Annotated in this window: 17 protein-coding genes; 7 read left to right on the top strand and 10 right to left on the bottom strand. The window is 37.4% G+C overall.

What is annotated here, in order from left to right:
* Positions 1-16 precede the first annotated feature (16 nt).
* The gene (locus I9192_RS08295; protein WP_100884922.1) at positions 17-715 is read left to right on the top strand and encodes a response regulator transcription factor; all 699 of its coding nucleotides are present in this window, start codon (positions 17-19) and stop codon (positions 713-715) included.
* On the opposite strand, the gene I9192_RS08290 is transcribed toward I9192_RS08295, so the two are convergent.
* The 8 genes from I9192_RS08290 to dctA all read right to left on the bottom strand — a co-directional run bounded on the left by I9192_RS08290 (position 708) and on the right by dctA (position 10,032).
* Positions 708-2,030: a sensor histidine kinase gene (locus I9192_RS08290; protein WP_042090189.1), complete on the bottom strand. Its 1,323-nt coding sequence runs from the start codon at positions 2,028-2,030 to the stop codon at positions 708-710. The two genes, I9192_RS08295 and I9192_RS08290, sit on opposite strands and share 8 nt — an antisense overlap.
* A gap of 47 nt (positions 2,031-2,077) precedes the next feature.
* Positions 2,078-3,127, bottom strand: a complete 1,050-nt coding sequence (locus I9192_RS08285) for an SAM-dependent methyltransferase (RefSeq protein WP_004831335.1) — start codon at positions 3,125-3,127, stop codon at positions 2,078-2,080.
* An 8-nt stretch (positions 3,128-3,135) separates the two neighbouring features.
* Positions 3,136-3,915, bottom strand: a complete 780-nt coding sequence (locus tag I9192_RS08280; protein ID WP_005029896.1) for a DUF1295 domain-containing protein — start codon at positions 3,913-3,915, stop codon at positions 3,136-3,138.
* Positions 3,916-3,953: 38 nt separating this feature from the next.
* Positions 3,954-5,150, bottom strand: a complete 1,197-nt coding sequence (locus tag I9192_RS08275; RefSeq protein ID WP_009584841.1) for an SAM-dependent methyltransferase — start codon at positions 5,148-5,150, stop codon at positions 3,954-3,956.
* A complete protein-coding gene (locus I9192_RS08270) occupies positions 5,147-5,941 on the bottom strand; it encodes a DUF1365 domain-containing protein (RefSeq protein WP_200150323.1) in 795 nt (264 codons plus the stop codon). The genes I9192_RS08275 and I9192_RS08270 overlap by 4 nt, the downstream gene beginning before the upstream one ends.
* Before the next feature lie 8 nt (positions 5,942-5,949).
* Entirely contained in the window at positions 5,950-7,224 is a 1,275-nt protein-coding gene (locus I9192_RS08265; RefSeq protein WP_200150322.1) for an NAD(P)/FAD-dependent oxidoreductase, read from the bottom strand.
* The gene (locus tag I9192_RS08260) at positions 7,221-8,210 is read right to left on the bottom strand and encodes an acyl-CoA desaturase (protein ID WP_151800957.1); all 990 of its coding nucleotides are present in this window, start codon (positions 8,208-8,210) and stop codon (positions 7,221-7,223) included. The genes I9192_RS08265 and I9192_RS08260 overlap by 4 nt, the downstream gene beginning before the upstream one ends.
* Before the next feature lie 493 nt (positions 8,211-8,703).
* Positions 8,704-10,032: a C4-dicarboxylate transporter DctA gene (gene dctA / locus I9192_RS08255; protein WP_005029908.1), complete on the bottom strand. Its 1,329-nt coding sequence runs from the start codon at positions 10,030-10,032 to the stop codon at positions 8,704-8,706.
* A gap of 451 nt (positions 10,033-10,483) precedes the next feature.
* Here dctA and mutS point away from each other — a divergent pair, with 451 nt between their 5' ends.
* The 4 genes from mutS to I9192_RS08235 all read left to right on the top strand — a co-directional run bounded on the left by mutS (position 10,484) and on the right by I9192_RS08235 (position 15,339).
* On the top strand, positions 10,484-13,138 hold the full coding sequence (gene mutS / locus I9192_RS08250; protein ID WP_005029910.1) for a DNA mismatch repair protein MutS: 2,655 nt from the start codon (positions 10,484-10,486) through the stop codon (positions 13,136-13,138).
* A gap of 141 nt (positions 13,139-13,279) precedes the next feature.
* Positions 13,280-13,816, top strand: coding sequence for a GNAT family N-acetyltransferase (locus I9192_RS08245; RefSeq protein ID WP_042066225.1), 537 nt, complete (start codon positions 13,280-13,282; stop codon positions 13,814-13,816).
* A 339-nt stretch (positions 13,817-14,155) separates the two neighbouring features.
* Positions 14,156-14,479: a ferredoxin FdxA gene (gene fdxA / locus I9192_RS08240; RefSeq protein WP_004831407.1), complete on the top strand. Its 324-nt coding sequence runs from the start codon at positions 14,156-14,158 to the stop codon at positions 14,477-14,479.
* 140 nt (positions 14,480-14,619) lie between these two features.
* Positions 14,620-15,339: a D-Ala-D-Ala carboxypeptidase family metallohydrolase gene (locus I9192_RS08235; protein ID WP_005029915.1), complete on the top strand. Its 720-nt coding sequence runs from the start codon at positions 14,620-14,622 to the stop codon at positions 15,337-15,339.
* Positions 15,340-15,757: 418 nt separating this feature from the next.
* On the opposite strand, the gene I9192_RS08230 is transcribed toward I9192_RS08235, so the two are convergent.
* Positions 15,758-17,290, bottom strand: a complete 1,533-nt coding sequence (locus I9192_RS08230) for a pyridoxal phosphate-dependent decarboxylase family protein (protein ID WP_005029918.1) — start codon at positions 17,288-17,290, stop codon at positions 15,758-15,760.
* A 3-nt stretch (positions 17,291-17,293) separates the two neighbouring features.
* Positions 17,294-18,667, bottom strand: coding sequence for a diaminobutyrate--2-oxoglutarate transaminase (locus I9192_RS08225; RefSeq protein ID WP_004831411.1), 1,374 nt, complete (start codon positions 18,665-18,667; stop codon positions 17,294-17,296).
* A gap of 502 nt (positions 18,668-19,169) precedes the next feature.
* Here I9192_RS08225 and I9192_RS08220 point away from each other — a divergent pair.
* Positions 19,170-19,874, top strand: a complete 705-nt coding sequence (locus I9192_RS08220) for an SIMPL domain-containing protein (protein ID WP_004831412.1) — start codon at positions 19,170-19,172, stop codon at positions 19,872-19,874.
* A gap of 217 nt (positions 19,875-20,091) precedes the next feature.
* Complete coding sequence (locus tag I9192_RS08215) at positions 20,092-22,296, top strand: TonB-dependent receptor family protein (protein ID WP_005029921.1); 2,205 nt, start codon at positions 20,092-20,094, stop codon at positions 22,294-22,296.
* The last annotated feature ends 96 nt before the right edge of the window (positions 22,297-22,392 follow it).

The raw sequence follows: 22,392 nt of genomic DNA, 5'->3' as shown, positions 1-22,392 counted from the left end.
ACATAAAGTTATTGTAATGACAAAATATTTTATCCTTATGGTGGAAGACCATTACGAATTAGCCTCTACACTCTGTGAATTTTTAGAAGCACATGATTTTGTCATTGATCATGCACGTAACTTAGATACAGCACGTAATTTATTGAAAAATCATCCTTATCATATTCTTTTATTGGATATCAATTTACCTGATGGTTGTGGTTTCGATCTTTGCCACTGGTTAAGGACTGAACAAGGTCTAGATATCCCTGTGCTTATGCTAACAGCACGTGACACATTGGATGACAAAATTAAAGGTTTTTCTTCAGGAACCGATGATTACTTGATTAAGCCTTTCGACTTTAACGAGTTGGTTATGCGTGTTCGAGCATTGATCAAAAGATCTATAGGAGAGGTCTCGAATAGCAAATTACAAATTCATGATCTGATCTTAGATAGTTCACAACAGACAATTCACCGTGCCGGAAAAAATATAGAACTTCCACCTATTCAATTTAAATTATTAAAATTATTGATGAGGAATTCACCCAAAGTTATGACTAAACAAGAAATTATCATAGAACTTTGGGGAGATGCAGAACCTGAAAGTGATGCACTACGTAGCCATATTTATAACTTACGAAAAATGGTGGATAAGCCCTTTAATCAAAAATTAATTCATACCGTGTCAGGTGTTGGCTTAAAAATTTCTCTTGAACCTGATTCATTTAATTAAGATAAACCACAACGACCAGTCCTGTCGATGGTATTAACGCTATATCATTGTGAATACTCAAATAATAGAGGCGATCAAATAACTCTACACGCCAGCCTAATTGTTTACACAGCTTTTGCACCAGTTGGAGTCCAATACCGTGTCCTTTAGTTTGTAACCTTAATTGAGGGCTAGATAAATCCTGTACTTTATTATCATTGAGTAAATGAATACCTATACCGTTATCAGCAATCAGAACTTTGTTTTTTTGTATGATGATATCGATTTCTGATCCTTGGGAATAATTTAAGGCATTCCGTAAAATATTGCCGAAAACCATTTTTGTCATAGAGGGATACAACTGTCGTGTCTGTTCTGCTATCCCCTGATGAAGATTAATTTGTATTCCTTTCACTTGCCCCACACTTTCAAGATCAGTTTGTAATTCTTGTAAGATTTTAAATATTGAGCTGTGTTCTGGTATAAGTGTGTTTGTCGTATTACGAGCAATTGCCAATAAAGTATCAACCAGTAACTGCATATCCTCTATGGTATTGCTCAAACGAACAAAGACTTTATTATCTCCATAACGAGCTTGGCAAAGCTGAACATTACCTTTAAGGACAGTTAAAGGTGTTCGTAATTCATGACTAACATCACGACTAAATTCACGCTCACGATGAATAAATTCACTCAAAACTTGATGGTATTTCTCTAACGCTTGTTTTAAATATTCTGCTTCCATATTTGCATCAGTACTAATATCCTTAAATGGTGATGCCCCTTTGTTCTGGTGATCCCAGTCAATATTTTCTAAAGCATTTGCAAGTCTAGTGATTGGAGAAAAATAACGACGTGCACGACGGTTCCACCACCAAAGTACGCTATAAAGCACAAACAAACTTAACATGAGAGGTGCCAATCCAAACAACCAAATCAATTTATTGACATTACTTTCACCAAAAACTAAAAGCACATGCTGTCCATTACGCTCACCATAAACAGTCATACGCTCCTTGCCATCCACAAAATGACGGCCAACGCCTGGTGTTAAATGCATGTTCTGAAAACTATTTGGCGCTACCTTAGTCCACCGATATCCATATAAATTTTTAGTATCTGGCAAATCTGCATTTGGATTACGCTCTACACGCATCCAATAATGTTCCATTTCCTGTTCTAGCGCAGTTTTCAACAAAGTGCCTTTAATCACCCACGCACTACATGTAATACCAATCACGATCGATAAAGCAATCAATCCGATTTGTAACCAGTAATATCGATTAAAGACTTCACCCAAGGGATGGGCACGCTTGCCCTTAAATAGTCTCAGCATAAATATGCTCCCTTGTGTGCCGCAATAAACAACACATTCAATTTAGATTATAAGACTTTCTTGCAAAACAAAAAATGACCAATAACCCATTCTTGTCCCTGTTCAAAACCAAAAAGTTCAGCACAAGCCATAAAAAAGATTCGCCAACGTTGCCACCATATTGCTGCATCTTTACCATAGGTTTGTTCAAATAATGGTTTTAAACTTTGATGTTGTCGGTCCATATTTTCAAGCCAAGCATTTGCTGTTCTTTCATATTGTTTACCTGACCATTGCCAATGCTGTTCTAATTGTAAGTGATCTTGAAAATGTAAGAAAGTCGATGCAGATGGCATAAGTCCACCACTAAAAAAGTATTTCGACATCCAATCATATTCATTTTTAATTTCAAATGGATAATGTAAAAACCGATGACAAAAAATGTGACACCACAATAATCCATCAGGTTTAAGCCAGAGATTTATTTTTTCAAATAACTTTTGGTAATTACGCACATGCTCAAACATTTCCACCGATACCACACGATCATATGCACTGGATTCAAGTTCTAATACATTGACATCACAGGTGATCACTTTTAAATGATTGTACTGCCGTAATTTAGCTTGTTCCTGAATATATTCACGTTGCGTTGCTGAGTTTGACACCACCGTAATGGAGGCATTCGGATAATGCTCAGCCATCCATAAACTTAAGGATCCCCAACCACAACCGATTTCCAAAATGTGTTGACCATCTTTTAATTTTGCTCGCTCGCAATAACATGCTAAAGCCAACGCTTCAGCTTCGTCTAGACTGGTTTGTGCATCTGTAAATAGACTCGCACTATATTTTAAGTGCTTTCCCAGTACAGACTGAAAAAATGCAGTGGGAAGTTCATAATGCTGCTCGTTAGCTTTGTCAGTTTCAATCGCAATTTCACTACGTTTAAGCATGTTCACAACATCCATGTAACGCTGACTACCCAATTCAGGATCATAACGTCCTTCTTGAATCAAACGCTTTTTACTTAAACTTCGGATCACCGCACGTATAGCTTGATCTGGGATCAGCCCACTTTCGACCAGCTTTAAAGATTGTTGAATAATATAATCCATATTTTGATCTACTCTTTAGGTTGCCACGGAATAAACATTGAGGTTCGTTTTTGATAATCCCGATAATTTTGACCACGATGACGTAATGCTTGCTGTTCGCTAAACGGAATACCCGTGATGTAATATAAAAATACCCACATCAGTAATGGATAAATCCATAGCAGATAAAGCCCAGCCGCTAATCCTAGAATAGGATAGGCAAACCAATGTAACCATTCAAAAAAATAATTCGGATGACGCGAATATTTCCATAATCCTTGATCCATGGTTTGACCATGATTATTTGGATTCTGTTTAAAACGATATAGCTGCTGATCGGCAGTGCTTTCACCAATAAAAGCCAGTAACATCACCAGTGCGGCTGCAATCTGTGCCCAATAGATCCATTCATTCCACTGTGTATTTGGGGAACTGAGTAAAGATAGCATGGGATAAGAAAACAAAAGCGCGAGTCCTGCTTGAAACATAAAAAAAGCCAAGAATCCCAAATGTTTGAATTGCCCCATAGCACGGCGCATATTGGCATAACGACGGTCTTCTTCTGTTTCATGCCAGTAACGGCGAAATAAATGCCACGTCAGGCGTAAAAACCAAATGCTGCTTGAAAGTCCAATAAAGATACGTACACTTAGAGGTGCAAGATCCAGCAAAAAAGCAGCTAACATCACATTCAATGCAATACAGAAACTCCATGCTACATCGACTAAACCCGCACGATTGTTATAGCTTACGATGAGCCAACAGGGCAGCATAATCACGACATCAAGTAAAAACAATTTCAAAAACATTTTGCTTACTCCTTGATATATCAATGAATGCTTAGAAGTTAATAAATATTTGCTTCAAACAACATATGTACATCACTGATTACGCCCTCTTTGAATCCTCCTTCGCAATAACATAAATAGAAGTCCCACATCCGAATAAAATTTTCATCAAATCCAAGTTCAAGAACTTGTTCACGAGCAGCTAAAAAATTTTTCCGCCAAAGATGCAATGTTTGTGCATAACTTTGACCAATATCTTCCAAATGTTTTAAACGTAATTTTTGTTCGGATGCCGTTTGCGTTAATACGCTGATACATGGAATAAAACTACCAGGGAAAATATACCGTTTAATATAATCAACAGTTTTTAACGCTTTTTTATAGCGTGCGTCTTCAATGGTAATGGCTTGAATTAATCCCAATCCTTTTGGTTTCAATAAATTACGACATTGTTTAAAATAAGTGGATAAATATTGTTCACCTACCGCTTCAATCATTTCAATTGAAACCAATTTGTCGAATTTACCGTCAAGCAAGCGATAATCTTTTAGTTGCACCTCTACCCGATGTGCTAAGCCTGCTGCTTCAATACGCGCCACGGCTTCATCATATTGTGCTTGTGAAATCGTAATCGTTGTTACCTTACAGCCATAATTTTGTGCAGCATAAAGTGCAAAACCGCCCCATCCACTTCCAATTTCGACCAAATGATCCATGGGTTTGAGTTGTAGTTTTTGGCAGATCAAATCTTTTTTATACTCTGAGGCTTGCTCCAAAGTCATTTCAGCATCTTTAAACACGGCACTCGAATACATCATTGATGGATCAAGAAATAATTTAAAGAAATCATTACTCAGGTCATAATGATCTGCGATATTTTTACGACTCCCCTTGATCGAGTTTTTACGCTTTTTATACCAAGCTTTTAAAAAAAATTGGCTCGCTTGAGCAATAATATTTTGATTTAATTGATCCAAAAGATCACGGTTACGTGCCAAAATTTGAATCAATTCAACCAAATGATTCGTACTCCAATAACCACGAATATAGCCTTCAGCTGCGCCTAGCACACCATACTTGAAGATCAAGTCCACCAATTTTTTATCATGAACCTGAACTACTGCTACTAACTCAATACTGTCACCGACAAAACCATTCCACACCCCGCTAAATATAATTTGACCATGACGGAGTTTTAACAAACTTTGTAAAATCAAAGGTAGAGAATCTTGTTCACTGGAAATAAGTGCTTTCATCGCTTTGTTTTTCCTTTTTGTTTATTGGGATGCCGATAAAATGGGACCTTTTTCTTCCATAAACGAAAAGCATTTAGATAAATTCCCGCCATCATTTTGAAAGGTTCAAAGACACTATGAATAGCATATCGATGCTGTTGTGAAGAAACTGTGATGGGGGTTAGTGAAAATCGCATAGTTGCATCAAATTGCAGTACATCTTGTTGAAAAAGCTGCATATGAATCACATTTTGTTGCGCAGAGAAATTAAAACTCCATTTGTAATTGATGTCCATTGGCATAAAAGGAGAAACATGAAATGATTTTTTAAACTCGAATTTATAGCTGTTAAATTGAGAATGTTGTACAGCTTTGTCACGACAGTCGTGTACATATACTTTACGTTCATCCCATGGCGTGTTGGTGATTTCACTCAGAATAAATAGTGGCTTTTCACTGGCATCAAAAATAAAAAAGAATACCACTGAGTTAAATCGATAACCTAAAGTTCTCGGCAAGGCTAAAACTCGAATTTGTGTATCTAAACATAGTAGACTATTGGCTTGTTTTAATAATATTTTTTCAATTTTTTGCCGAATTGTTCCATATTCTTCTATTAAAAAATCATTCGGATCAAGTTTGAGTAAATTCCAACGTTGTGATGACCATAAATAAGATTGCTCGGTAAAATAGTGAATTTGATCTGGGTCAAACCATAAATAATTTAACTTTGTTTCAAATTGATGGGACTTGGGTAAATAGCGTCGATGCCGGATCGAGGCTGGAGCTATAGCTAATTCAGTCAGCAACATGAGAACTCCTAGATTAGCTTTTCTATATGCTTCACAACTTGAGCTGCACTACGTACACCATCCTCGTGAAACCCCCATCCCCAATAGGCACCACAAAATGATGTTCGATTTTGTCCATTAATCTCAGACCAGCGTCCTTGCGCTCCTATGGCTGATACATCAAATACAGGATGACGATACTCGCGCTCAACTAAAACCAGCTCTGGTTTAATGTCAAAATTTGGATTCAATGTAGCGAAAATTTGTGTTTGGCAGGACAAGTTTTGTAGTTTGTTCATCCAGTAGCTAAATGTGTAATGAACTCTTGGCTTGATATTTTGCGTATTAAAATTTGATTGATCTTGAGTAATATGTACATGCCAACTCGCCCATTGAGATTTCGACTTGGGCATAATTGTCAGATCATGATGTACCACCATTTTATTGTCTTGATAGGAAAATTTGGACAACACCTCCTGCTCTAATTCAGATGGATCATTTAATAACTTTAGACTGTCATCTGCATGACTTGCAAAAACCACCCAATCAAATTTTTGTGTCTCATACTCTGTTTGAACAATCACTTGATCCGTCAAACGAGATACACTGATTACTGCTTGTTTTTTAAACTCAATATTTGCAGACTGCTGTTGAATGGCTTCGACATAACGAGCTGAACCACCAATTAAAGTTTGCCATTGAGGGCGATCTTTAAGCTGAAGCATTCGATGGTGTTGAAAAAAACTCACCACAAATTTATAAGGAATTTTTCCTACTTGATCAATCGGACATGACCATAATGCGCCACACATTGGATATAAATGCTCTTGGCGAAAAGCCTCGGAATATCCATTTTGATTTAGATAATCTTCAATACTTAAATTGATCTCAAGATCATTCACCACGACAGTTTTATTTTCTGAATAAAATTTAAAAAGATCAGAAAGCATGACTCTAAATTTTGATTTAAAAAAATTTTGTGGTCTACTTAGTAAAGAAATTTTTTTTGAAGGGTTATATTGTAAACCCGTAATTAGATTATTGACCGAAAAACTCATATCACTGTTTTGTGCTTTTACACCTAACTCAGCGATCATCTGGCTAAATAATGGATAATTATAATGATTGAATACGATAAAACCACTATCAATAGCGAGTTTTTGCTCATCAATAATCAAATCATGTGTATCAGTATGCCCACCAAAATACGTATTTTTCTCAAATATAGTGACCTGATGATGTTTTGAAAGTTTCCATGCAGCATACAGTCCAGAAATTCCTGACCCAATAATCGCAATTTTCATGAAGATTCCCCAGTTGAACTTTTATTGGTGTTTGTTTTAATGAAGATATTTACTTTAGTTGATGATTGAGCAATTTTACTGAATTCATAGACTCGTGCTGGTATTGGTTTCAATCCCCAGACTAAACCGATCCAAGACATCATTTTTAAAAGATAGTAAGTGATATCAATTTGCCACCAATAAAAACCTTGCCTAGCGCTCCCAGCATAATAATGATGGTTATTATGCCATCCCTCACCTAAAGTAATGATCGATAAAAATAAATTGTTTCGACTTTGATCTTCTGTTTCAAAATCTCGACTGCCATATAAATGTGCGAGTGAATTAATACATAAAGTGGCATGAATTAATAAAACTGTTGAAACAACAAAGCCCCAGACCAATAGTTGTAGACCTGATGTAGCAAGTGATGGATAGACAACGGCAAGCCACTCACCCAAAGCATAAATTGACACTGCGGTTAGCAGCACAATGATCAAGCTAAAACGATCTAACCACACCATTTCAGGATATTTCAGCCAATCTTTGACCACTTCTTTACGCGTGGCAAAATTATAATCATTTAAAAACCAGCCTAAATGGCTATACCAAAAACCATAGGTCGATGAATGTGGATCATGTTCTGTATCCGTAAACCGATGATGATAACGATGATGCGCAGCCCACCACAAAGGTCCACGTTGAGCACTCATCGTTCCAATCAACACAAAAACAAATTGAACTATTCGCGAGGTTTGGAACGTTTTATGTGACAAATATCGATGGAAAAATGCAGTAATTGAAAACATTCTTATCAGATAAAATAGCAACATGAAAGTGACAGCAAACCAAGATACCCCGACGTAAAATATACCGAGACAGGCAACATGCAGAATGATAAAAGGAATAATGCGTACCCATTGAATTTTCTTGCTTTCTGAAGAACTGGTCTGTACCTGAATCGGACGGGACCAACTGTCTATCCACTGCCTAACACGATTCAACATAGAGGTATCCTAATTTTCTAATCATTGGATTTTATATAAAGAAGTTTAATCAACCCGAAATGAAATTTATGTGAAGTAAATATTTTTTTTCATGACACTAAAACGTTAATGTAGATGACTATATCGGTCAATAACCCCATTTATTTTCATTCTATTGTTATAGCAATATCTTAATTAGTTTGCACATAAGGTTGCCATGCCCATACTTGGCTTATATAAAGTATTTAAAAATGTATTGTCTGATTCTCATCACTAAAGTCAAAGGTTATCTCCCCTCAAAATAATCGATTTATGTGCTAAACAGATCGTTAAGGTCAACCAACGTCAAAGTTAAGGTTCAATTAAATTGGGTGAGTGAAATCAAACATAGAAAGATAATTTTGAATAAATATTCAGAAAAAATAAGAAATGATCAGGAAATGGCTTTTACCTAAAGTAATTTGCTATTTCAAGAATGCCAATCAACTTTATTGGCATTCTTTTCATCGAATCATCAATATATTATGGATTTTTCATCAATAGGTTTTAATTGGGGTGGTGTTTGAACTAGCTCAGACTTAGCCCAATTAGGATCATTTAGCATACGTTGTACCTGTTGAACATCTACATCTTTTTCCCAAGAGCCAATGACTAAGGTAGCAACACAGTTGCCAATTAAGTTACTGACTGCTCGAATAATTCCGATCACCCAATCTATTGAAAGAATCAGCACTAAACCAATTGCAGGTATAATTGGAAAGCTGGATAACGTAGCAGCTAAAACAACAATTGCTGATGCAGGAATACCATGGGCACCTTTTGAAGTAAACAAAGTTATAAGCAAAATGATGAGTAAGTCTGAAATTGATAGATGAACGCCAGTAGCCTGAGCAATAAAAACAACAGCAAGTGTCAGGTAGATTGAAAATCCATCAAGATTAAAAGAGTATCCAGATGGAATAACAAGACTTACAGTTGTGTCTTTAATACCGAGTTTTTTTAATTTATACATGACTTGTGGTAACACCGAATCAGATGATGATGTCCCACAGACAATCAAAATTTCTTCTTTAAAGTATCTTATGAATTTAAAAATGTTATACCCTAATAATTTTAATATGAGTCCAAGTATAACAACGACAAAGAAAATAACGGTCATATAGTAAATGAGTATCAAATAGCCTAGATTAACAAGCGTTGCAATTCCGAATTGAGCTACAGTAAAAGCGATTGCACCAAAAACGCCTATAGGTGCCAATTTCACAATAAGCGCCATTATTTTAAAAATAACTTGAGAAATCTTATCAATCAAAGATGCCACTGGATCCTTAGTATCTTTAGGAAGCATTGATAATGCAACACCGAACAGAATAGCGAAAACAACAACTTGAAGAACATCATTCCCTGTAAATGCTCCTACAGCAGTTTGAGGAATCATGTTTAAGAAAAAATCTGATACTCCAGTAACAGCATGAATATTCTCATTATATTTTTCCAACTGTGATGCATCTAATGTTGATAAATCTACATTCATTCCATGACCAGGTTTAAAAATATATGCAACAATGAGCCCTAGTACAAGTGCAATTGAGGTCATGACCTCGAAATAAATTAAAGTCTTTGCACCAACCTTACCTGCTTTCTTTAAATCGCCAGCACCATATATACCTAAAACAATCACGCAAAATATAAGTGGAGCAATAAGCATTTTAACTAATTTGACAAATCCTGTACCTAAAACTTGGAAATTCTTAGCAATTTCTGGAGAAAAATACCCAAATAAACATCCCAAAAATAAAGCAATAATGACTTGGGTAAATAAAGAATTTCTAATTAATTTCATAAATTAGCTCAATGATAGGACTAAATTAAGAAAAGCAAAATGGATGCCAACTCAAATAAGCCCTTTTGAGTTCTTTCAAATTTAGATTACAAATTACCAAAAATAGCCAACTTTTTAACTTGACTAATATTCTTCCCCCTTGTTTACAGCATCTTCTTTCTCATTTTATTAATGACCCGTGCAGATAGCGCCATCTTTCTTTTTGCTGTTTATTTCCTCACTCATCTCAGGATTATTTTTTATTAATCCTCCTCAATTTGCTAAGATGGAGCTTAGAGAAATTGAGCTAATCGTCTCCCCTTTGTTGATTTAATTTCAACAATCACAAGTACACTTCAAGGTATACTTCCGCTTTGATTAGTTCACATTCACTCAGAAAAATTGGATTCGGTTAGACGGCCAGGCTTTTTTAGATTTATATTTTTTGCTTAAATTCAGGGATTTCATGTACATGAATAACACAGAAATAACGGCTGACTTATCTTCTCACACGCCAATGATGCAGCAATATTTAAAAGTAAAAATGCAGCATCCACATTCATTAATGTTCTATCGCATGGGCGACTTTTACGAACTGTTCTTTGATGATGCAAAAAAAGCAGCCAAACTGCTTGGAATTACGCTCACGCACCGTGGAAAAGCCAACGGCGAACCTATTCCAATGGCGGGTGTACCTTATCATGCAGCTGAAGGCTACTTGGCTCGTCTAGTCAAAAAAGGCGAAGCGGTGGTGATCTGTGAGCAAATTGGTGAAGTCACAGGAAAAGGACCTGTTGATCGCGGCGTAGTCAGAATCATTACACCAGGAACGTTAACTGATGATGCCTTATTGACGGCAACACAATCCTCCAATCTTGTTGCCTTATGCTTTCAGCAAAATCAAATCGGTATCGCCTTACTTGACCTAAGTGCAGGTATTTTTAAAGTACAGCAGCAAGATTTTAAATCTGAAAATTTAGCGATTGAACTGGCACGATTAATGCCAAGTGAAATTCTAGTCGATGAAGACATTGTCGACCCGAATATTATTGAGCAAATAAAAAAACAAATTGAGTGTCCAATCACCAAACGTCCAAATGTTGATTTTAATTTAAATAATGCACAAAAAACCTTATGTGATCAGTTTGCCGTTTCCACACTTTCTGGCTTTGGGATTGATCATTTACCGCTGGCTAAAGCAGCAGCCGCTGCCTTGCTTCATTATGCGAAGGAAACTCAAAAAACAGCTTTACCGCATATTCGTTCAATTAAGTTAGAACAAAGTTCTGATTTCATTGCGCTCGATCCTGTCACACGTCGTAATTTAGAAATTATTGATCCACTCTTTGAACATGGAACATCATTATTTAGTTTGATCAATGATTGCCAAACTGCAATGGGCAGCAGATTGCTTGCACGTACGCTAATGCAACCTATACGCGATACACAAATACTCGATGAGCGTCTAGACGCCACAGATACATTGCTCAAAGGTTATCATGAAGCGCCTGTACGTTTAGTGCTTAAAGAAATTGGAGATATTGAGCGTGTTTTAAGTCGAGTCGCTCTTGGAAGTGCTCGTCCACGTGATTTGGTACAACTGCGTCAGGCATGCGCCCAAATCCCATTTTTAAGGCATGCCCTGCAACCCATTCTCAATACTCAACAATCTAAATTAATTGGACAATTAAATGAAGAATTGGGTGATTTTAATGGATTGCACCAACGTTTAATGTCAGCCATTGTTGAAAACCCTCCTGTTTTATTGCGTGATGGCAATGTCATTGCAGAAGGCTTTGATACTGAATTAGATGAACTTCGTAAAATCCGTGATCATGCAGGGCAATTTTTAATTGATCTGGAAATTAAAGAACGTGAAACAACGGGTATCAATACCTTAAAAATTGGCTATAACCGTGTGAGTGGCTACTATATTGAACTCACCCGTGCTCAGGCAGAACAAGCACCTGAACATTATATACGTCGCCAAACCTTGAAAAATGCTGAGCGTTACATTACGCCAGAGTTAAAATCCTTTGAAGACAAAGTGCTTTCCAGTGAATCTCGAGCATTGGCTAGAGAAAAGCTACTCTTTGAAATGTTGTTAGATGAATTAAGAGCAGACATTGCCAATTTGCAAATGATGAGTGCATCCATTGCACATATTGACCTATTGGCTAACTTTGCGCATCAAGCACGTTTAAACAATTGGAATCGACCAGAATATAGCCCCGAGATCGGCATTAAAATTACTGCTGGTCGTCATCCTGTGGTTGAATCATTAAGTAAAACGCCATTTACACCGAACGATACTCAACTCGATTTTAATCATCGTATGGCAATCATTACTGGACCGAATATGGGAGGTAAATCGACCTTTATGCGTCAAACCGCATTGATCAGTCTACTTGCCTATTGCGGTAGTTTCGTTCCTGCAAAAGCTGCAAAATTAGGTCCTATAGATCGTATCTTTACCCGTATTGGTTCTGCAGATGATTTGTCTACAGGTAAATCTACCTTCATGGTTGAAATGACTGAGACCTCTCAAATTTTGCACCATGCCACCAATCAGTCTTTAGTGCTGATGGATGAGGTTGGTCGGGGTACAAGTACTTATGATGGTTTGTCACTGGCTTGGGCATGTGTACTCGACTTAACTAAACGCATCAAATGCTTATGTTTATTCGCAACCCATTATTTTGAATTAACCGAATTATCAAAAGAAGTCGCAATTGATAATTATCACGTCACTGCTAAAGAATTGAATGGTAATTTGATTTTATTGCATAAAGTACAGCAAGGTCCTGCCAGTCAAAGCCATGGTTTACAAGTTGCAAAACTTGCAGGGATTCCTGCTGGAGTGATTAAAGAAGCACAAAAACGCTTAAAAATTTTAGAGAAGCAACAACAGCAACAATTGCAATCCGTTGTACAAAATGATCTATTTGCCAATGTTGACCAACCTGAACCTGAAACACAGGAGCAGATTATTGAAATTGAAAAAGTCATTGAAATTATTAAACCTTCTCCAGTGCTCGATACTTTGGCAAATATCGACCTAGATGATTTAACTCCTCGCCAAGCACTTGAACAATTGTATGCTCTGAAAGCTGCTTTAAAGTCATAGACCAATATCCCAGGACCTGTTTATTGTTTAAGCGGGTTCTGGAAAAATGTATTACAAGTAAACCGATTATCTAAATTCAAAAACATAAAGGTTTGATGTATAAAAAGTCATTAAAACCGATTTGAGGGCTGTAAAATTAAGATTTCCTTTAGACCATTACAATACGCTGAGATTGATTTAATTTGGCAACAGATTGATCGAAAAGAGTTAATCACACATATATATCTACAACACAGCCAACAACTTCAGCGTATTGACTGCTTTTATGATGTTCAGTGTTGGGATCAGTATCATCTAGAAAATGACCCACCTTTGATCAAACATCTTTGCCAACAAGGTGCAATTTGCATAGGTGGCTTTACTCCGTCAAATCAACTCATCGCAGTTCAGGTCGTATCAAATCAAAAAATTACTGATTATCCTCAAGCGAAGCTACTGCAATATTTTTATGTAGATGCCCATCATCAAAGTCATGGCATTGGCAGTCAGTTAATGCAAACAGCCATCACATCAGCAAAAAAATTAGGTGCAAAACAACTCTATATTTCAGCAACTCCCACTCAACGTACAGTCGATTTTTATCTCAAGCAAGGCGCAAAGCTTTTAGAAAAGCCTGATCATCAACTCTGGTCTTTAGAACCTGAGGATATCCATTTAATCTACAATCTCAGCGAATAATCCATATAGAGAAATATAGTCAACGATCATTCAGTCTAAACAGACAGCAGGTTCGGTTTATTTTTCAAGCAATAAAATGATTTTTAGGTTTTTTCAATATTACAGTTATGCCCTATTTTTAATATGCTTAGCATTTTTTTAACTATACTTTCTCTATAATTATTACTCATACTCACATAAATGAGAAATACATCACAAAATAAACCTTCTTACTATAAAAAAAATTGATTCAGCAGGTTCTTCTATATTAAATATCAATAAAAGCAATTGTTACTTTGTCGCGTTTTCCCTAAAATACACCATTATTAATTAGAACCATATTTTTAGGTAGCTGACGCCATGACCTTTGTTGTCACTGAAAATTGTATTAAGTGTAAATATCAAGACTGCGTAGAAGTATGTCCAGTAGACTGTTTTTATGAAGGTCCGAATTTCCTTGTGATTAGCCCAGACGAATGTATTGACTGTGCATTATGTGAACCTGAGTGCCCTGCAAATGCAATTTTCTCAGAAGATGAATTACCTGAAGGTCAAGAAGTCTTTATTGAATTAAACGCTGAACTTGCACAAAAATGGCCGAACATTACCCAAATTGGCGATCAACCCGAAGATCGTGAAGAATGGAATGGTAAGCCAGACAAATTACAGTATTTAGAAAAATAAGTATTGTTCTAAAAGATCAGCTTAGGCTGATCTTTTTTGCATTTAAATATGTAATTTATACATTTATTTGCAATTTATTCATAATACCCAACCTAAACTAGACTAGAATACTCCGTTACTTGCTTTAGCTAATATTGAGAATGAAATTTATTTTGAAAGGTCTACTTGCTGTCGGTGTTACTACAATGATTCTGGCCGGATGTACATCTTCCCCTCAAAAGAATCCAACAATTAGCACACCGCATGGTCAACGTATTTATATTCCTGAAGAAAAAATTACGATTGAACGACCCATCCCACAAAAAACCATGCCCGCCTCTTATCGTCAATGGTTAATGTATGGTGACAACCAGTCTCGTGCGCGTGGTTATGAACGTTTTCTTGAACAAAACAATGCAGGAAATATTATTCCAAGTTTTGAATTATTTAAAACTGCACGGGATTGGGAAAAATGCGGTAAATCAGAATATATGATTCCAAGTCGAGAGCTATGGAATAATCAATTACCGACATTGAAAGTGTTCAAATATCTGGTTGCATCTAAAGTTTTAACAGACTTTACGGTTACTTCAGTTTATCGTGACCTACCATTGAATCAATGTGCGGGTGGCGCTGGCTCTTCACGTCATTTATTTAATTCAGCCATCGACTTTCGTATAGGTCCTGAAAACCCTCAACCTGAAGATTATGCTTATATTGAACACACCAAGTTTAAACTGTGTCAATTTTGGGCACAGTATGGTCAGAACTTAAACATGGGCTTAGGTCTATATGCTTCAGGACAAATCCATATTGATACTCAAGGTTATCGTACTTGGGGACCTGACTTGACCCGTAATAGCTCAATGTGTAATTTTTAAGTCAAAGTTCAATTTAAAAGAGATCGATAAGATCTCTTTTTTTATGACCAAGTATTTGATCATAAATGAAGCTTATGTTTCTATATGAACTTTAAAAACTAGGTGATCAATTCGTTTTTGTGCTTTTAGGTTCTAGATGGTTACCCTACCGTGGGGTGACATGGATGTCACCGTTGGGTGGAGGTATTTAAACTTTGAATGCAAGGTGTAGCATTGCAAGCTTCTTTACAAGCAAATAATTTATTCTTACAGGAAATTAATTTAATCAAAAGAGATTATATTCTTGCGTCTGAGTTCTTTGACAGGTTGACTATATTTTTGATCAAAACACCTTTAAATAAAAAACGCCCAATGAAATTCATCGGGCGTTTTTTGAAATAAACAAAGTCTATTTCATTTCAATCAACATAGTTTAAACCTAGTCAATTGCAGGCGTATATGTACCATCAGCGATTGCTGCTTTAATACGATCGGCTTCTTCCAATACCAAAGCAAGAAGATTCTTCACGTTGTCTAAAGTCGCAACTGGGCTTAAAGTGGTCATTTTCAAAGATTGAACCTGCCCCACTTTAGTCACACCAATATTGGCTTCACCACGTGCAAATAATTCATCTGCAACGTTTTGATTCAATGTATCCAGTAATTCCACAGGGTAATTCTCTGGAACGACACGGAACAACACCGATGCAAATTGTGGATCAACCAGCATTTCCAAACCAGCAGTAGCATTGATGTAATCTGCCACTTCGCGAGTAAGTTTAACGCCATGATCAATCATTGAACCATAAAGCTCTTCACCTAGGTTTTCGATGGTCATCCACAATTTTAACGCATCGAAACGACGCGTTGTTTGTAGAGACTTCGAAACAAGGTTTGGTACGCCATGTTCTTCATCATAAGCCGAATTTAAATATTCAGCTTCATAATGCATGAAACGATAGTTCGCTTCATCTTTCAACAAGAACGCACCACATGAAATACTTTGGAAATAGTGCTTATGGAAGTCTAAGGTGATCGAATCAGACAATTCAATACCATCAAGCATTGATCGATAGTCATTTGATAAGATCAGTGCACCACCCCATGCTGCGTCGATATGCATCCACGAGCCATATTTATTGGTGATTTCACGGATTTTTTTCAATGGATCAATCGCACCAGCATCGGTTGTCCCAGCAGTCGCAACAACACAAGCAACAATTTTGCCTTCAGCCTGTAAATGCGCCATGGTTTTTTCTAGCGCATCGACATCCATCTGTGCATTTTCATTGACCGGTACAGTCACAACCGACTGAAAGCCCATACCCATCATCGCCATGTTCTTTTGAACAGAGAAATGTGCATTTTCAGAGCAAATCACTTTGACATTACGCATCGCTTCGTTTGGAACACCGTCACGTTGAACAGACCAAGGACGACCATCCTCATCTTTCCAATTCTTGGCAATGCACCAGTCACGCGCCAACAGTACACCCATCAAATTAGACTGTGTACCGCCAGAAGTGAACACCCCTGCTTGACCTGCACCATAACCTACTTTTTGACGCAACCAATCGATTAATTGAACTTCCATCAATGAGCCTGCTGGGCTTTGATCCCAAGAGTCCATTGACTGGTTTGTGGCATTAATCAGCACTTCAGCAATTTGACTGGTCACCATCGTTGGACAGTGCAAATGTGCTAAAGAATGTGGGTGATGTACTTTTAAACTTTTATTGAGGAAAAGTTCAACCATACGCTCAAGCGACTGGTGAAGTCCTAAACCTTGTTTAGACGGCGCAAAAGAAATCGCTTCACGAAGTTCTTTGATACTTCCGCCTGTGTACATTTTATCGTTTTGCAACCATGCTGCGACTGCTTTAGTCGCCTCAGCCATTGCTGACTCATAGTCAGCAATAGATTGAGCATCATTGCAGAGTAACGCTTTACGATGTTCTGCAAAATCTACCATAAATCAAGCGCCTCGAACTGCAACAAGAGCTTCTGCAACAGCTTTCTTAAAGCGCGCAATTGCATCTTCACACTCTTCTTGAGTAATGATCAACGGACAAAGTAGACGGATCACCGTACCACTGCGACCGCCTTTTTCTAACAATAGTTTATTGTTAAAACATGCTGTTTGAATTGCAGCTGCCAATTGTGAATCAGCAGGAAGCGAACCCATATGATCTGCTTGCTTACGCTCATCCACAATTTCAACACCGATCATCAAACCGCGACCACGAACATTACCAATACATGGGAATTCTTGGGCTAATTTTTTCAATTCAGCTTGTAAGAAATCACCACGTTCTTGTGCATTTTTCGCCAGATTTTGCTCTTTGATTGTTTTAATCGTTGCAAGACCAGTACCCATAGCAAGTTGGTTACCACGGAAAGTCCCCGTGTGACCTGCTGGCTGCCAAGCATCAAACTTACGTTTAATCCCTAATACAGCCAATGGTAGGCTACCACCGACTGCTTTTGACATCACCACAACATCAGGTTCAATACCTGCATGTTCAAAGGCAAACATTTTACCTGAACGTGCAAAGCCTGCTTGAACTTCGTCTAAAATCAATACGATATTATGACGTTCAGTCACTTCACGGATTTTTTGCAACCATTTTGCAGGTGCAGACACAACACCACCTTCACCTTGAATCGCTTCAAGGATTACAGCAGCAGGTTTGGTCACACCGCTTTCGACATCTTCAATGAAGTTCTCGAAATAATAGGTAAGGGCATCTACACCTGCTTCACCGCCAATCCCCAATGGGCAACGATATTCATGCGGATATGGCATAAATTGTACGCCTGGCATCAAGCCATTCACCGCATTTTTAGCAGATAAGTTACCTGTCATCGCTAGTGCACCATGTGTCATACCATGGTAACCACCAGAGAAACTGATCACAGTACTACGACCAGTATATGTTTTTGCCAACTTAATCGCTGCTTCTGTACCATCTGCACCAGATGGACCACAGAACTGTAGACAATACTCTTCTTTTCCACCTGGGAGTTGTTCAAGTAGTGCTTCAGTAAAAGCATCTTTTAAAGGCGTTGTTAAATCTAAAGTATGTAAAGGTAAACCACTTGCTAAAGTGTCTTGAATACTTTTAATCACCGCAGGATGGTTATGGCCTAAAGCCAATGTTCCTGCCCCAGCTAAACAATCGAGGTACTTTGTACCTTCAACATCGGTAACCCAACAACCATGTGCTTCCGCTATCGCTAACGGTAATTTACGTGGATAACTACGAACATTCGATTCCATCTGACTTTGGCGAGTCAAGTAGTATTCGTTTGTGGAAGTGGCAGCAGGATTTACAGAAGTAACGCTCATATCGAATTACCATCTCTGATATGGGTTGAAAGAAATAAGTCGGGTGACTTGTGGTCCTTTGACTCGGTGCTTTATAGAAATCTAGTTAGAGAGCTTTTAATATTCATAACTAGGAGCGCGATAATACAGTTTTTTACAAGAAAATAAATAACTTTTATGTACTTATCTACTCTCCATTTATCGAAAAAAACATTTAGCTCAATCCAGTTCAAGTATTATTATCATACTATGTGACAAAGCAAAGAAAAGTAGACAATTAAAATCACGTTACCTATAAGACACGATCTTATACAAATCCAATAGTCTATAAGTGCGTAAACAATTCATTTTAAAAAATTTTTAAATAAAACATTATTGCAATTTCTATGTAAATTATTACAAATGCACCACAAAATCCGCCATAGTTTTTCCACAAACTACCATTATCATCAAAAACAGATTCAATTTATACAATATATCTTTTGGTCATAAAATTTAATCAAACAATTTTTAAGGATAACTTATGCGTTACTTAGCTTTAACCACTTTACTTCTGGGAACTACACTGAGCACAATGACAATGGCAGCTGATAATGATCCGCTAAACTACAACATCGTAAATGTTCAAGCAGATGCGACACGTCAAGTGTCTAATGATGAAATGCATGCCGTACTGTTTATTGAAAAGACCAACAAACAGCCTGCCGAGCTTTCCGCACAAATCACTCAATTAATGAATCAAGCCATTGCGATCTCTAAAAAATATCCACAAGTTAAAGTCGAAACAGGTTCACAAACCACCTATCCTGTATATGACAATGACAATCAAAAGTTAAAAGATTGGCGTGGTCGTGCTGAAATCCAAATCGAAAGTAAAGACTTTAAAGCAGCAAGCCAACTAATCAATGAATTGCAAAACAGCTTCCAAACCCAGTCTATCAACTTCACAGTGTCTGATGAACAACGTAAAAAAGTTGAAAATGAATTAATGGTTGAAGCTTCGAAAAACTTCCAGCAACGTGCGCAAATTTTAACGCAAGCATGGAACAAATCGTCTTATAACTTGGTGAATATCAACATCAATACCAGCAACTCTTATCCACAACCGATTTATGCCGCACGTGCATCTATGGCTAAGTTTGAAGCTGCTGATGCTGGTGGACAAAATATGGCTGCTGGTGAGTCGAAGATCACAGTAAATGCCAATGGTTCTATCCAGTTTAAATAATCTCGTTGATTTAACTTTAAATCAGATTCATAGAAAAATCAGATTTATAGAAACCGTGCTTAGGCACGGTTTTTAAGTCTTTATGCCTAACAATTTGATTGTTTATTACAAATTCCACTTATTTTAACCAAACCATAGTTTTAAATGATAATCATCATGATTTAAAAATAACATTGAACAGATTAAGATACGCACAATTCCAAATTTTTAAGCGCATATGAATATTTCGATTCACAACACACGCTGTCACTCAGCGTTCAAACCAAGCCCTCTGAGTCTTGCGATTGCAGTTTCATTCAGTTTTATATCCGTAGCATCTTATGCAGAGGATATCCAAGAAGATACGCCTAAAGCACTTAAAACAATTACCGTCCAAGCTGAAGGAAATTGGCTTGAAGAGGCCAATGCTGAAAAAGTGCATAAACATGCTGGTGCACGTAGCATTGTTGATCGTAAAAAAATGGATGAATCTGCGGTGACCTCCATTCGTGATGCACTCAAGCAAGTTCCTGGTGTGCAAGTTCAAGACAGTAATGGTACTGGTGGAAGTGATGTATCACTCAATTTAGGTGTACGCGGTCTCACCTCTCGTCTCTCGCCACGCTCTACAGTTTTGATGGATGGTGTTCCATTATCCTTTGCACCTTATGGACAACCACAATTATCTATGGCACCTGTGTCAATGGGTAATATTGAATCTATTGATGTCGTTCGTGGTGCAGGTACAGTTCGCTTCGGACCTCAAAATGTCGGAGGCATCATCAACTTCAATACGCGTGCAATTCCTGAGAAATTATCAGGTTCAGTTGGCTTAACAACTGAGTTTGCTACAGGGACAGACCAACTGAAGTACAGTCCAAACCTATTTGTTGGCGGAACAATGGAGAATGGTTTAGGGCTTGCCTTACTCTATTCTGGAACCAAAGGGAATGGTTATCGTGAAGCCAATAATGACATTGATATTGATGATGTGATGTTGAAATCTTCATATCAGTTTAATGACCAAGATGCTTTGGCGGTCAATCTGCATCATTATGAAGGTCGCGGTGAAATGCCTGAGGGTTTAACCACCGCTGACTATGCAAAAAATCCTTACCAATCCAATCAATTTCGAAATTATTTTGCAGGTCGACGTTCTGATGTTTCTGTGAAATATAGCCATAAAGACAAACTGAATAATTTTGAAATCTTAGGCTACTATGTCGATTCTTTCCGTACCAGTGATCTAGAGTCTGCCATTGAAGGTACTGCAAATAGTCGAATTAGCAACTCTCCACGTGATTATAAATACTTTGGAATTGAGCCACGTTATTCACGTGCCTATAGCTTGGGTAATATGAACAATGAAGTGACTGTAGGCTATCGTTATTTACAAGAAGACAGTTCTGAATTTTCAGGCCGTACAACACCATATAACACGACAACAGGCATACCAGGCGAACGTTTAGCCAATACAATCAGCGAAGGTGGAACCAAAGCTCATGCGCTCTATATAGATAACCGTTTTGGATTAGGCGCGTTTACCATTACCCCGGGTGTACGTTTTGAATCGATTAAAACACATAATGATTATAGCGCTTATCAAAGTGGAAAATTCATCAATACAGTACATCCAAAAATTAAATCGGATGAATTTCTACCAAGCTTAGCATTGCAATACAATTTCAATGATCAATGGAATATCTTTGCCAATGCTGCTGTTTCCTTTGGTCCCCAACAATATAATCAGTTAGCAAAAGTTGATGCAGGACAAGCCGTTACGACACTAGATGGATTACACCCTGAAAAATCTAATAACTATGAAATTGGTACCAAATACCTTGGCAATGGTTTAAACGCAGAACTCACTGTATTCTACTTGGACTTTGACAAAGAACTGATATTAGAACGTCCTGATAATATTGGTACAGGGATCTGGACCAATCTAGGTGCAACCAGTCATAAAGGTATAGAGTTGGGCTTAAATTACGATTTTGGGCATCTCTATGACATGCTTGAAGGTCTGAAAGTCTATAGTAATTATACCTATACCAAAGCTGTCTCAGAGGCTGGAAAATTTGAGGGCAAAGATCTCCCTTACTATTCACGCCATGTGGGGAATTTAGGTCTGAGCTATACATTTGACAAATGGTCGGTCAATGCTGATATGTTTGCTCAATCTAAACAACATGCACCTGGCTCAGGTAATATTTATCAAACTGTAGAAAGTGCAGATGGTCGTATCGGGGACATACCTGGATATTCGACTTTTGCTGTGCGTACAGGCTATGATTTTGGTGAAGATTTTTATGGTTTAAAAATCGCAGCTGGTATTAAAAATGTATTTGATAAAGAATATTTTACTCGTTCCTCTGATTCAACAGGTGGAAAGTATGTAGGGCAACCACGCACTTTCTATTTGCAAACTTCAGTTAATTTCTAATCAGGTTGGCAAATCAGTTTAGAATTTCAAATTGTTTTTAATTTAAGCACAAATCTCAAAACATGAGATTTGTGCTTTTTTAATTACTTTTATTCG

The sequence above is a fragment of the Acinetobacter bereziniae genome (assembly GCF_016576965.1).
Classification (GTDB): domain Bacteria; phylum Pseudomonadota; class Gammaproteobacteria; order Pseudomonadales; family Moraxellaceae; genus Acinetobacter; species Acinetobacter bereziniae.
This window is presented reverse-complemented; position numbering and strand designations above follow the sequence as displayed.